The organism is Paenibacillus sp. p3-SID1389 (genome assembly GCF_025151705.1).
In the GTDB taxonomy this organism is placed as follows: Bacteria; Bacillota; Bacilli; order Paenibacillales; family Paenibacillaceae; genus Fontibacillus; species Fontibacillus phoenicis.
Map to the genome: position 1 here is coordinate 72,846 of NZ_JALXVO010000016.1, position 12,846 is coordinate 85,691.

Here is a 12,846-nt window from a genome sequence, read left to right on the forward strand (position 1 = left end):
TGGAAGAGAATGATGCGCAAAGGGACCCGGCTTTTGCTGTGGACGTGCGTCGGGCTGCTGTTGGTTGGCCTGATTGCCTGCGAGGCCACCATGAATTCCGGGGGATCCTCCGTGACGAACAGTCAGACGGGGGCTGCCGGGAAGCGAACGGTCTCTGCGGAGGAGAAAAAGCTGGATGAAGAGGTGTTCCCCAAGGACCGGGTGGTTGACGTGAAAATCACCATCGACGAGGCGGATTTCCAAGACATGCTGGACAATGCCAGCGCCGAGGAATTCAAAACCGCGTCGGTGGATTACAACGGTCACCATTTTGACAATGTCGGCATCCGTACCAAAGGCAATTTGAGCTTGCGCAGCGTGGTGCAAATGAGCGATTCCGATCGGTACAGCTTTAAGTTGTCTTTTGACGAATATGTGAATCAAACCTTGGAAGGTATTCAAAAAATCAACCTGAACAACAACTACAGTGACGCTACGTACATGCGGGAGTTTCTGACCTATGAGCTATCCGAGCAGATGGGCTTGCCAACGCCAAAGCACTCTTACGTGAACGTCTATATTAACGGCGAGCTCTGGGGGTTCTACCTGGCGGTGGAGCAAATCGGCGACGCCTATCTGGAGCGTAACTTTGGCAATGCCTACGGGGCGTTGTACAAAGGGGAAATGACCGGCAGCGGCAGCGATTTGACTTGGCTGGGCGATGATCTGTCGGCGTATACCGGATTGGTGCAGAAGTCGAAGTCGTCGAACGGCGATATCCTGATCAAGATGCTGGATGAACTGAATAACGGCAGCAACTATGAAAAATACATCAATGTGCCGGACGCGCTGGGCTACATTGCGCTAAACACGCTCACGAACAATATGGACAGCTACATCGGCGCCAATAAGCAGAACTATTATTTGTACGAGGACGACGGCGTCTTCTCCATCCTGCCTTGGGATTACAACATGGCCTTTGGCGGTATGGGCCGGGGCGGCGGCGGATTCGGCCGCGGCGCGAACGGCGGCGCAGGCGGCGGAGCGGATGGCGCTGGCGGTGCAGCCGGTGCGACCGGGGCGGCCGATGGCGGTGCGCAAGACGGTGCAACCGGTGGCGATGACGCTGGTGCTGCCCGCGGGCAGCCGCAAGCTGGCGCTGGCGCGGACGCTCAAGGCGGTGCGGCGGCTCCAGGCGGCGGTAGTTCGGGTCGGAGCAATCTGCTGATCGACGAACCAACGCAAGGCGCCGTAGCAGATCGGCCGCTGGTGGCCAAGCTGCTGGCAGTAGATGAATACAAGGTCCAGTACCATGATATCCTTCAGTCAGCGATCGACAACTTCCTGGAGAATGACAAATTCTCCGCCCGCGTCACGGAGTTGTCGGAAATGATCTCGTCTTATGTAAAAGCCGATCCAACGGCCTTTTACACCTATGAAGAATACGAGCAAGCTGTGCCCCAACTGATCAGTACCAATGCTAGTCAGATCGAGAATATCCAGCAGCAGCTCGACGGTACCATCGCCTCGTCCGGCGATGGATCGGGCAGCGGCGGCGGCTTTGGCGGCATGGGCGGCGGCTTCGGCGGCGGGCGTACGGGCCGCACTGCAGCGCAAGGCCAGAGCGAGACCCAAGCCGGCGCAGTCGCGGAGCCAAGCACGCCGACCAACGGCGCAGCGGGCAGCGCGCAGGGCGGCGATGGCGCTCCCGCCGGCCAAGGCGGGCAACCGCCGCAAGCCGGCGGTAACGGCGCCATGGGCGACCCGGCGCAAGCGACGCAAGCGGGCGCGCCAGCCGCCGCGGCGGACGGCGCCGCCAGCGGCGACGCCCAGGCGCAGTTGCCGCAGGGCGCACCGGGTGCGCCTGGCGCCGAAGGCGAGGCCGGCAGCCTGCCGGCCCTTCCGGATGGCATGCAGCCTCCGGAAGGGTTCCCGGGCGACGCCGGTGAGCTTGGCGATGCCGCCGGCGGCGCGGGCGAAGCTCGCCCTGCGGGCGGCTTCCGCGGCGGCGATTTCCCGGGCGGCGGCCGCGGCTTCGGGCCAAACGGCCAACAAGCTAGCAGCAGCGAAGCGCTGATCACCGGCATCTCCTTGCTGGTGCTCCTAGCCGCTGCAGGCTTCGTCGCTTTCTTCCGCCGGAAACGGCTATAGAAAACTGCAAAAGTACATCTTTTTTCGAGCCAAATGGCTATTTTGAGCAAATGCCTGCAAAAGTGCAGTTATTTTTCTCGAAAATCCGCAATTTCGCTTTAAACGAACAAAAAGCCTGCACTTTTGCAGGTTTTTTGCTATTTTACGATAAAAGTTACTCAAAAACTGTATTTTTGCAGGAATCGGGACAACCGAGCGAGGCAGGACATCATGCTACTGCCCCCCCCATACAACCTACACCCCTGCCTCCCTATACTCCGTTGGCGTCATGCCGGTTACTTTTTTAAAGACCTGGGTGAAGTAACGCGGGTCTTGATAACCTACCATCGGGGCGACTTGGTACACTTTGACTTGGCTGTTCTTCAGAATATACTTGGCCTTTTCGATACGGCATTCCGTCAAATACTCGAGGAACGTGTAGCCGGTCACCTGCTTAAACAGCAAGCAAAAATGGCTGATGCTCAAATCGGCGCGCTCTGCGACTTCCTCCATGCTGAGGTCCTTATGATAGTTGCTTAAAATGTACTCCTGCGTCTTGGCGATCACATGCTGCACGTTGTCCTTGATCTGGCTCTCGCGGCTTTCGCTGATCCACCGGCCAAAGTTCGCTTTCAACAGCCCGATCATTTCACTCAATGTTCCGAGGGACTGCAGCTCCTGCAGCAAGCCTTCCAGCGACCACTCTGACAGCAGGTGCATCTGCTCGTATTGCCGGAACATGACCACTGTCAGTTCCACGATCATCCGCTCGGCGGCTTCCTTCGAGAAGGCCTGCTCTTCGAGATATTGCTTCGTTTCATCCAATGCGGACAATAGCCGCTCCCGGTTCAGCGTCCGAATGCTGTCCAGGAGCACCGCTTCCAGGTGCTTCGGATATTTGGCCTCCCGATCGGCCCCGGGCTCCCGGCTCGGTTGATCGATGAACACGCCCGCCTGGTCGCTGTAAAACCGCTGATACAACGCCCTTGTGGCGCTTTGGTACGCCTCGCTCAACCGCTCCAGCCCCGCCGCCGTTTGGCTGAACCCGATGGAGCAGGACAGCTTGGTATAGAGCTGAATCTGGCGGATGGCATCGCTGCCCAGCTCCTCCTTCTGGCTGGTCAGCGTACTCGGGAACAGCAACACCCATTCCCCTGCGTGAAAAGGGAACATCGTCAGCGCCCCATGCGCCACCGACCATTCCCCCAAAATGTTGCGCACCGCAAATAACCACAGCCGCCGCTCCTCCGGCGACCACTGCTCGTTCAGCTTGACGAAATGATCCAGCTGGATCACCGCCATAAAATAGTCCTGCATCAGCTCGCTGTTCTCCAGCCAGCGCATATGCTGCAGATGACTTTGGCTCTGGTTGCCTTCGATAAATTCGGCAAACATCCGCTCCCTCGCCAGCATCGACAACACCTGCACCGAGTGCAGCAGCTTATCGTTCTCCGCCCGCTTCTCCAACGTTCTCTTCGCCCGCCGGATCATCTCGATCAGCTCGTCATGGTCGATCGGTTTCAGCAGATAATCAAACGCTCCTTCCCGCAACGCCTCGCGGGCATATTCAAACTCCCCGTAGCCGCTGACGAAAATAAACAGCCGATTGGCATTCTCCGCCAACACTTCCTTCATCAACGTGATTCCGTCCATCCCCGGCATGCGAATGTCGCTGATGACCATATGCGGGGACAGCTCGCGGATGAGCTCCAGCGCTGCTTCGCCTCCCCGCGCTTCTCCGACGATTTCCAGGCCCAGTTCCTCCCAGGGCACGGCGACTCGCAAACTTCGCAAAATCACCGGTTCATCGTCCACCAAAATGACCCGATATTTCTCACCTTGTGCTACCATCCTGCACCTCCAGCCGTCTCCGCCGGCAACGAGCTTCTGCGAAGCTGCCAATATTGCGCCGACGTTTGTTGAATCTGTTCCAACGCCTCCTCGGGCTTCGTCCGCTTGCTGATCATTTCCTCCAGTACCTTGAGGAACGTTTTATTTACCTCGGGAGGAAGCACGTTATCGTAAGGGACAAAGCTTTGGCTGCTTTGTTCCATCATTTCAACTACTTGAGCAAACACCGGTCCCGTTTTTTCTGAGTCATACGTAATCTTCATCGAAGGAATACGCAAAGCCTCATAAACGATACGCCGTTGCACCTCTTCGGAATAAAGAGCCTTTAGCAGCTCCTGCGCCGCTTCCCACTTGGCCTCCTCCAGATTGGAGGATAATCCGATTCCGATGGTATACCCTCCGGCGATCGAGCGGCTGCCCCCCTCCGTCAGCGACGGGAACGGGATCACGCCGACCTGATTCTGAAAGCCTGCCGGCGCCTTCTCGTTGTGGAACAGGTTGATGTCCCAGCTCCCGTTCAGGTACATCGCCGCCTCACCGCTGGTGAACCGTTCGATGGCTTCCTCCGTTGACAGGTCGTTGGCCGGCTCGTAGAAGGCGTTCTCATCGATCCAACTTTTCAATTGCTTATAAGCTTTCCAGTAATAGGGGTTCTGAAAGCTTAACGACTCGTCGCCTTGCACCAGCTCATTGATCAGCCCCGGCCCGGCATACCGGTCCATCAAATAATGGGCGAAGATAGCCGCCGGCCAGCGTTCCTCGTTACCCAGCGCAAACGGCGTGATCCCGTGAACGGTCAACACGTCTATAACCTTGTTCAAATCCTCCAGCGTCTCCGGAGGCTCCAAGCCCAAGTCATTAAAGATTTCCTTATTATAAAACAGCGGCTCCGCATTCCCTTCAATCGGCAACCCGTAAATATGATTGTCGAAGGTCCATAAATGCAAATCCTGAAACTGTTGCTTAAGCCCATTTTCCTCTACGAAATCCGTTAAGTCCATCAGCCGGTTGGAGCGGACGTAAGGCTCGATTTCAGCTCCCCCAAACAACACAAACATGTCGGGCGGCGTCCCGGTAACCATTTCGCTCTTCAGCTTCTGCTCGCGGTGGACGGTCTGGTCCATTCCCTCGAAGTTCACCTTGACGTTGGGATGCGTCTCTTGGAACTTGGCCACAACGTCCTCGACGATGTTCAGCATCTGCCGGTCATGCTCCTTAATCCAGAAGTGGCGGAAGGTTAAAGTGACCTTCTCGGTCTGCTTCTCCTCGATTGGCTCGTGACCGGCGCCCGCGATGATCAACACGGAGATTGCCAGCACTACGGCGTAGACGGCGATCCAGCCCCAGTTCAAAAACCATTTTTTCATGTCAACCGCCTCCTTCCTCCGTCGTTATCGTTTCGCCGCTGCCGAATCGTGGAGAAGCTTCGGAATGCGGATGCGGATGGTCGAGCCATGTCCGGGAGATGAACAGATCAGGATGCCGTAGCGGCTGCCAAACCGGATGCGCAACCGCTCATGCACATTTCGAAGTCCAACCCCGGTTCCCCGGTAGTTTTTATTGCCTTCGTCCTTGCTCCACAAATTCATCAGCCGATCCAAGCTGAAGCCCGGCCCATTATCCGTCACATCGATCATAATATCCCGGTCATCTTCCTTCGCTGTAATCGAGATCAGCCCTTTTTCCTTCATCGGCTCGATCGCATGGTACAGCGCGTTTTCCACGATTGGCTGGACGATCAGCTTCTGGGTCAAATAGTGCTTCAGCGACTCGGGGATTTCGATCTGATAGTCGAACTGCTCCTCAAAGCGGAACTTCTGAATATCCAGATAATGCCGCACATGCTCCATTTCCATGGCCAGCGTAATAAGTTGTTGGTTTTCGCTAATGCTGATGCGCAGCAGCTTGCCGAGCGAGACCACCATTTTGCTGATCTCCTTGTTCCCCTGCAAAACCGCCAGCGAATTGATCGATTCCAGCGAGTTATAAATAAAATGAGGATTGATCTGAGCAACCAGCGCCTGAAGCTCGAACTCCTTCTTCCTTGCCTGCTCGGTCTCTACCTGTTCAATCAGCTCAGAGATTTGCGTGCTCATCCGATTAAAGCCATCGACGAGCAAATCCGTTTCGTCTTCGCTGCGCACGGAAGAGGTAATCGGCACAAATATCCCCTGCTGCACCCGCTTCATCCCGTTAACCGCACCGATGATGCTGCGCACCAATCGACGGACGAAAAACCGGTCGAACAGAAAGGCCGAAATCAGCGACACCAGCACCAACACAATCGCGATGTTGCGGATCGAGTTCGATTCCGAAGCGATCAGCTTACTGGGCGTAATGGCCACAAGATACCAATCCTTGTTATGTGAAGGCAAGTAGGTGATCAGCGAGGGTTCGCCTTGATATTTGGTGGTATAATACCCTTTCCCTTCCGGCTCCTCCTGGGTCAGGAAAGGAAATTCCGTGCGCTCTCCGATATACGAGCCGGACTTGTCGAACACGATATTCCCCTGCTTGTTCACGAGCAAGATATCGCCCTGCTTTAACGTCACAGCATCCCAAAACACTTGATCCAAAATATCTGGCTTCACGTAAATCACTAACGCGCCGATATCCTCCAGAGAGTAGTAATCCTTAATTAATCGGGCTTGAATCAGCACCGGCTTCCCGGAGGCGGCCGAACCGTTCTCCCCCGGCCCTACCCAAACCGGGCGGCCTTCGGCGGTTTCCATCGCCCCATACCAGCTTTGCTGCTTCAATTCCTGAAGGGACATCGCCTCATTAAACTGGTACTGCAGTTTGTCCTTGGAATACAGGCCAAACGATGTAATCATCGGGTGGTTGATCAGGTTGTTGATGTCCTGCTTTTGCTCATAGGTCACCGCAAAGTTCGGCTGCTTCACCAACTGCTGGATTAATGGCTGCGCGATCGCCGAGTTCGAGACGGTCGTCACCTCGTTTAACGCAAACTTCAGCTTGCGGTCGGTTTCAAGCAAGGAGACCCAATAGAAGGTATTCGATTTATTCTCCATGGCCCGCGAGAAGCTGTAATACGAGATGGAGCCCATCAGAATGACGGGAATAAAGACGAGAAGAATAATAGCCAGCAAGATTTTTCGACGAAGCTTCATTTCGTTCCTCCTATGTTTCTCCTACTCTATTATTCTTCATACCCCAGCAGATTCCCTTGCACCTTTCGACAAAGCGAAATTCGCAAGAGGGCAAGCCCCTTGCGAATCTGTTTTAACGTATCCTTTCATGACCTATGTTCAACCATCGTTTCTAGCAGCTGCGATGGCTTTCTCCCATTCCTTATGCGGATTCGCTTTGTTCTCAAGCACGTTCTGGAGCGCATTCTTGAGCTTCAAATCAACTTGCTCAAACCGCGGACCACGGTAGAACGGTTTGACGCGTTGCGCCGATCGGGCGTAAGCCTCCGAGATCACCTGTCCTCCAAAAAACTCATCTTCTTCGGCCAGGAAAGCCGGCTCGTTATAGACAGACGGAATTGATGGCATCTGCCCGTTGGCTTGAAACGACTTCAACTGTTGCTCCTTGTTGGTTAACCAGGTAATAAACTCGTAAGCTTCCTTCGGATGCTTCCCTTCCTTCGGCAACGTCAGGAACGAGCCTCCCCAGCTGCCGGAGCCTTCAGGAATTTGCGCAATCCGCCACTTGCCGGCTGTCGCCTTGGCGCTGCGGATCGTGTCCTCCATCCAGGTTGGGCCGAGAATGACGCCTACATTCCCCTCGCGAATCGCTTGTTCCCATTCGGGAGAACCAAGTGCCCAGCTGCCAATCCATCCTTCTTGAATGCCTGTTACCGTAAAATCGTACGCCTTCTTCACCTGCGGATTCGTGTCCGCGATAAAGGAGCCGTCAACCTTATTAAAGTAAATCACGTCCGTCGATTGGTCGCGCAGGCCGTTATACACTAATTCTGCCGAATCGGCAAACGGGATTCCGGTTTCCTTCGTAAACTGCTTTGCCACGGCGGCAAATTTATCCCATTTGTTGATCGCGGCGCTAAATTCCTCGGGATCGGTTGGAAGTCCGGCTTGTTCCATTAAATCCGCGCGATAGTAAACCACCGTCGGACGGACCTCGGCCGGCAAGCCCATTTGAAAGGAACCGTCAGCCGTAGTCGCTTGCTTCCACGCCCAATAGAGGTAGTTCTGTTCGATGCTCTTCGCGCCAAAATCATATAGGTTATAAAACCGATCTGGTTGATCCATCAACCGCTGCATGGACTCCTGATTTAACATCAAAATATCCGGGGTTTCTGTCCCAGCGGACAAGGCTGCCTCTAAGCGGTCATCTTGTTCGATTGAATCTGTTGCCTTGCTGAATCGGATGTGAATATTAGAATGCTCCGCCATATATTCCTGGGCCAGCGCTTCGTAATGGGCATCTTCCAGCGCCCAGAACGTCAGCTCAATCGGGGAACCTAGACTGCCATTGGTCAGGCCCGAAGCGATGCTCTCCTCATCATTCGCCGCATTGATCACGCTGTATGCGCCTAGCAAAGAAATCATCATGGCGGCAACCGGCAGAACAGCCAACCATTTTCCTCTCTTCATTGCGGTTGATTCCTTTCCTGCATCCGAATTTATACCTTTAGTCTAGCGAAATCAACGCGGATTTTTGAGGAGGCAATTTTGCGATTTCAGGTTGGAATTTTTCCGATCCCAGGCAACAAAAAGCCGATTCTCCACTTCAATCCGTGAAGAATCGGACGCTCTTTTCCATATTTATAGTAAACCTGCAACTTGCCCGCGTTCGTCAAGATGAATCCGCTCCGCAGCCGGATGCTTTGGCAGCCCGGGCATGGTGACGATTTTACCGGTATGGACGACAACAAAGCCGGCACCTGCGGATAAGGTAACGTCCTTGACTTGTACGGTAAATCCTTCAGGGGCGCCTAACAGATTCGCCTGATCGGAGAACGAATACGGCGTCTTCGCCATGCAGACCGGCAGCCGGCCGAAGCCCTGCCGCTCCAGCTCCTCGATTTGGGCGGCCGCTTTGGCGCTTAGCTTGATGCCCTCGCCGCGGTAAATTTCCCTAACCACCGTCTCGATTTTGGCCTTGAGGTCCAGATCATCGGGATAAAGCGGAGTATATTGCGCGGTCTCCTGCTCCAACATGCCCAGCAGAGCCAACGCCATCTCCCTGCCGCCTTCACTGCCTTTCGCCCAAACGTCCGACAGCTCTGCCTTAACGCCCAACCGGGCGCATTCCTCTTTCACAAGCGCAATCTCATCTTCCGTATCACTGGTAAAATGATTAATCGCGACCATCACCGGCACCCCAAATTTGCGAAGGTTCTCCAGATGCCGCTTCATGTTGGGCAATCCGGCTCGCAGCGCTTCCATATTGGGCTGGTCCAGCTCGGTCTTAGACGCTCCGCCGTTGTATTTCAACGCCTTCACCGTGACGACCAATACAGCTGCATCCGGCTTCAAACCTGCCTGCCGGCATTTGATGTCGAAGAACTTCTCCGCGCCCAAGTCAGCTCCAAAGCCCGCTTCTGTCACAACGATATCCGCCAGCTTCAAAGCGGTCTTCGTACCGATTACGCTGCTGCAACCGTGGGCGATATTGGCAAACGGTCCGCCGTGCACGATTGCCGGCGTTCCCTCCGCCGTCTGCACCAGATTGGGCTTGATCGCATCCTTCAGCAGGACGGTCATCGCATCCACGGCGCCAATCTGCGCTGCGGTGATCGGCTCGCCTGCCATGTTCCGGGCCACGACCATCCGGCTCAAGCGGTCCTTGAGATCCTGCGCATCCTCACTGAGGCATAACACCGCCATGACCTCGGAGGCCGTTGTGATCATAAATCCGGATTCGTGCACGCTCCCGTTTCCTTCGCCTAGTCCTACGACGATTTGCCGCAGGCTGCGGTCATTCATGTCCATTGCCCGTTTCCACAAGATCCGGTCCGTGTCGATCTGCAGGGCATTCCCTTGAAAAATATGATTATCCAACATCGCCGCCAGCAAATTATGCGCGGATGTAATGGCATGCAGGTCTCCGGTAAAATGCAGGTTGATATCCTCTGAAGGGAGCAGCTGCGCTTTATTGCTGCCGGTTGCACCGCCTTTCATGCCAAAGCAAGGTCCAAGCGACGGCTCCCGCAGCGCCGCAATGGTTGTCCGCCCGATGGCATTCAGCGATTGGGCTAGTCCAATCGTCGTTAACGTTTTTCCTTCTCCAGCCGGCGTCGGATTCATCGCGGTCACCAGCACTAATTTTCCATCCGGCCGGTTGCGAAACTCTTCTCGGATGCTAGCATCTATTTTCCCCTTATACCGTCCATACAACTCAATATGTTGTTCGGCAATTCCACACGATGCGGCTACTTCCAATATCGGCTTCATTCCACTCCGCTACCTCCATCTATCTCGTTCTTTTTTATCCCGAAAATCTTATAGAAAGAATTCATCCTTATTGTACATGAAATAGATGGAAATATGCGTGATGGATTTCGTCCTGAATCCCGATTGCAGCACTACTTCGGAAAAACATCAAGGGCCTTCGGCGTAAGCTGCAGGCCCCTGTTCGATTTATAAGATCCATTGTACCCACAAAGGCAAGAGGACCAGTGTGAAGATCAGCGTAGGCGGGATGACGATCATCGTCACTTTCAAGTAATCATCCCATGTAATTTTGACGTGATGTTTTCTAAGAAGATGGAACCAGATCAACGAAGCTAACGTCCCGATCGGCAATAACAATGCACCGATATCACTGCCAATGACACTAGCCAGATAAGAGATCTTTAGCGTCAGAGGGTCCAGCTGCATTTCGGTGAGCGTCATCGTTCCGATCATTAAAGCAGGGTGATTATTGAAAAATATGGAGAGTAACGTCATAACTCCTCCCATGAGCAAGCTGGCGTTCAGCATGCCGTCGTGGATCAGAGGATTTACAAGCGAAATGAGAAAATTCGTTAATCCGATGTTGTGTAACCCAAAAATGATGACATACATGCTGAAAGCGAAAACCAAAATATGCCACGGAACCTTGCGAAGCATATCCGATGGCGGAATCTTCAAACGGTACCATCTCCACCCTAGCAATACACAAGAGCCAAGTACAGCAGCCAGCTCTACGGGAATCCCGTAGTAAGAGGCAACAAATAAACTGATGCGTACGATGAGCACGAATAGCAATATTTTTTGCATAAATTTCGTATCTTGTTTCAAGGGCTCGCGATACGGCGCAGCCTGCTCCAACCCATCATCGGATTCAAGGCTTAATCGCGGTGCTTTTAACGGATGTGCCCTCAATCTGGGCGGCAGCTCTTTCGGCAATTGACGATAGAATACGAGAAATAGTAAACCTACCAGCACAATCAACCCTAAAATTGCAGGGACAAACATCATCATCGTGTGCGTATATAAGTTCATCCCAACCATATTAAGTGCAATCAAGTTCACGATGTTGCTGACTCCGATCGGGGCGCTGGAGGCTGTTGCCACTAAAGCTCCGGATAAGAGATAAGGGATCTTCTGATGGTTTTTCAACTTAAATTCTCTTAGCAATAGCAGTAATATCGGTGTCGTAATGAGAATGCTGCCATCATTATTAAAGAACAGCGTCATTAAAAAACACATCAGGTTCACGTACCAAAACAAGCGGATCCCGGAGCCCCTGGATCGGTAAGCAAGTCCCTCGGCTGCCCAATGAAAAAAACCGAAGCTTTCCAAGACAAGCGCCATAATAATCGTCGCCATAATCGTGATCGCCGCTCCGCTCACGGTCTCTCCGATATGAAGCAGATCGGAAAAGTTCACTGTCCCGCTGAGTAAGACGATGACAGCCCCGATCGTGGAGGGGAAAGCTTCATTGAGCCCCCTTGGGCGCCACAAGATTAGGATGGTGGTTAGAACAAATGCGAGAATCGTTAAGCTTGCAGCTGTAAGCTCTATCAAGTGACCACCTCCATTCTCCAATTGTTTCTGCTCTAGCCGGCCGATTATTTACCGCTGACACGACCAAGGTATTCGTACTCAGCCTGCTGAACTTCAACAACAGGAGCATGGGCAATCGTTTCTTCCTTGACCGAAGGTTTTAACAACGTATAGAGTCCCAACCCCGAAAGTACAATCAATACAAGGACAACCATTTTCTACTCCCCCCTTAAGGCAAATGGACAGACTTAATATGCTGAATATTCCATATCACCGATTCCCCGTCAGCTAAAACAAGGTAAAGCAAACCTCGATCAACGGATTGAACGATCCCGAATTTATCCGGCGCTTCCCCATGATCGAGAACCGCCAAACTCCCTTCCATCTTTTTAAGTTGCTGCTCAAACGTTCGGGCCAATGTCAGACCGGTGGGCTTGACGCCCAGTCTTTCATTTTCTAAAGAAAAGGGAGGTTTGTTGGCCGGATAAGGCATAATTAACTTCACGTGGTCCAATGGGACATACACGGTATGAAAAACCGTAGAATAGAATACAAGGTAATCGTTCATGACGCTGGTCAGATAACCGCTAAGCGTATGAACGCCCGTCATATAAACTTCCATAAAGACGCCTCGGGCGTTAAACAACGTTTTCCGGAAGGAAATCGACTCTCCCGCTGCCCATTCCAGCGGGTTCTCATACAAGGTTCCCTCATGTTCTTTCTCAGGAAATGGAATAACCCGGAAGTGATGAATGTGCTTCGTTGGAATGTAGTAATAGCGCTCCTGTCTGAAGATGACGACAATATCATCCCCTGCATCAACTAAGAACCCTGTGTCTAATTGGGGTCTGCCGCTAATGGTGAGTTCGATATGTTGTCCGATATAAGAAGTTAGCATAGGCATCGTATACCTCCTTTATCATGAGCATCGTTGGTGAGGGTGATAGGAAAGACATTTGTCGGCTCG

The 12,846-nt window shown here is 53.3% G+C and carries 9 protein-coding genes; 1 reads left to right on the forward strand and 8 read right to left on the reverse strand.

All coding sequences use genetic code 11. From position 1 onward, the window contains the following. Window positions 1-9: 9 nt before the first annotated feature. Entirely contained in the window at window positions 10-2,130 is a 2,121-nt protein-coding gene (locus tag M3G15_RS09185; RefSeq protein WP_397376603.1) for a CotH kinase family protein, read from the forward strand. 234 nt (window positions 2,131-2,364) lie between these two features. On the opposite strand, the gene M3G15_RS09190 is transcribed toward M3G15_RS09185, so the two are convergent. The 8 genes from M3G15_RS09190 to M3G15_RS09225 all read right to left on the reverse strand — a co-directional run bounded on the left by M3G15_RS09190 (window position 2,365) and on the right by M3G15_RS09225 (window position 12,783). After that, a complete protein-coding gene (locus M3G15_RS09190; protein ID WP_260070700.1) occupies window positions 2,365-3,960 on the reverse strand; it encodes a response regulator in 1,596 nt (531 codons plus the stop codon). Then, on the reverse strand, window positions 3,954-5,327 hold the full coding sequence (locus M3G15_RS09195; RefSeq protein WP_009227119.1) for an ABC transporter substrate-binding protein: 1,374 nt from the start codon (window positions 5,325-5,327) through the stop codon (window positions 3,954-3,956). Before M3G15_RS09195 ends, M3G15_RS09190 begins: the two co-directional genes overlap by 7 nt. Window positions 5,328-5,351: 24 nt before the next feature. Further along, window positions 5,352-7,091 (reverse strand): cache domain-containing sensor histidine kinase, encoded by a 1,740-nt coding sequence (locus tag M3G15_RS09200; RefSeq protein WP_260070701.1) that lies wholly within the window; start codon window positions 7,089-7,091, stop codon window positions 5,352-5,354. A 138-nt stretch (window positions 7,092-7,229) separates the two neighbouring features. Next, window positions 7,230-8,540, reverse strand: coding sequence for an ABC transporter substrate-binding protein (locus M3G15_RS09205; RefSeq protein WP_009227117.1), 1,311 nt, complete (start codon window positions 8,538-8,540; stop codon window positions 7,230-7,232). A gap of 171 nt (window positions 8,541-8,711) precedes the next feature. Next, complete coding sequence (locus M3G15_RS09210) at window positions 8,712-10,343, reverse strand: formate--tetrahydrofolate ligase (protein ID WP_260070702.1); 1,632 nt, start codon at window positions 10,341-10,343, stop codon at window positions 8,712-8,714. Window positions 10,344-10,529: 186 nt separating this feature from the next. Beyond that, window positions 10,530-11,900, reverse strand: a complete 1,371-nt coding sequence (locus M3G15_RS09215; protein WP_260070703.1) for an arsenic transporter — start codon at window positions 11,898-11,900, stop codon at window positions 10,530-10,532. A 44-nt stretch (window positions 11,901-11,944) separates the two neighbouring features. Then, a complete protein-coding gene (locus tag M3G15_RS09220; protein ID WP_009227114.1) occupies window positions 11,945-12,094 on the reverse strand; it encodes a hypothetical protein in 150 nt (49 codons plus the stop codon). A gap of 14 nt (window positions 12,095-12,108) precedes the next feature. Further along, the gene (locus M3G15_RS09225) at window positions 12,109-12,783 is read right to left on the reverse strand and encodes a DUF2642 domain-containing protein (RefSeq protein WP_260070704.1); all 675 of its coding nucleotides are present in this window, start codon (window positions 12,781-12,783) and stop codon (window positions 12,109-12,111) included. Between the last annotated feature and the right edge of the window lie 63 nt (window positions 12,784-12,846).

Excerpts from the sequence above, each read along its gene's own strand:
- M3G15_RS09200 (WP_260070701.1), bottom strand. The coding sequence starts at position 7,091 with ATGAAGCTTCGTCGAAAAATCTTGCTGGCTATTATTCTTCTCGTCTTT.
- M3G15_RS09210 (WP_260070702.1), bottom strand. The coding sequence starts at position 10,343 with ATGAAGCCGATATTGGAAGTAGCCGCATCGTGTGGAATTGCCGAACAA.
- M3G15_RS09190 (WP_260070700.1), bottom strand. The coding sequence starts at position 3,960 with ATGGTAGCACAAGGTGAGAAATATCGGGTCATTTTGGTGGACGATGAA.
- M3G15_RS09195 (WP_009227119.1), bottom strand. The coding sequence starts at position 5,327 with ATGAAAAAATGGTTTTTGAACTGGGGCTGGATCGCCGTCTACGCCGTA.
- M3G15_RS09220 (WP_009227114.1), bottom strand. The coding sequence starts at position 12,094 with ATGGTTGTCCTTGTATTGATTGTACTTTCGGGGTTGGGACTCTATACG.
- M3G15_RS09205 (WP_009227117.1), bottom strand. The coding sequence starts at position 8,540 with ATGAAGAGAGGAAAATGGTTGGCTGTTCTGCCGGTTGCCGCCATGATG.
- M3G15_RS09185 (WP_397376603.1), top strand. The coding sequence starts at position 10 with ATGATGCGCAAAGGGACCCGGCTTTTGCTGTGGACGTGCGTCGGGCTG.
- M3G15_RS09225 (WP_260070704.1), bottom strand. The coding sequence starts at position 12,783 with ATGCCTATGCTAACTTCTTATATCGGACAACATATCGAACTCACCATT.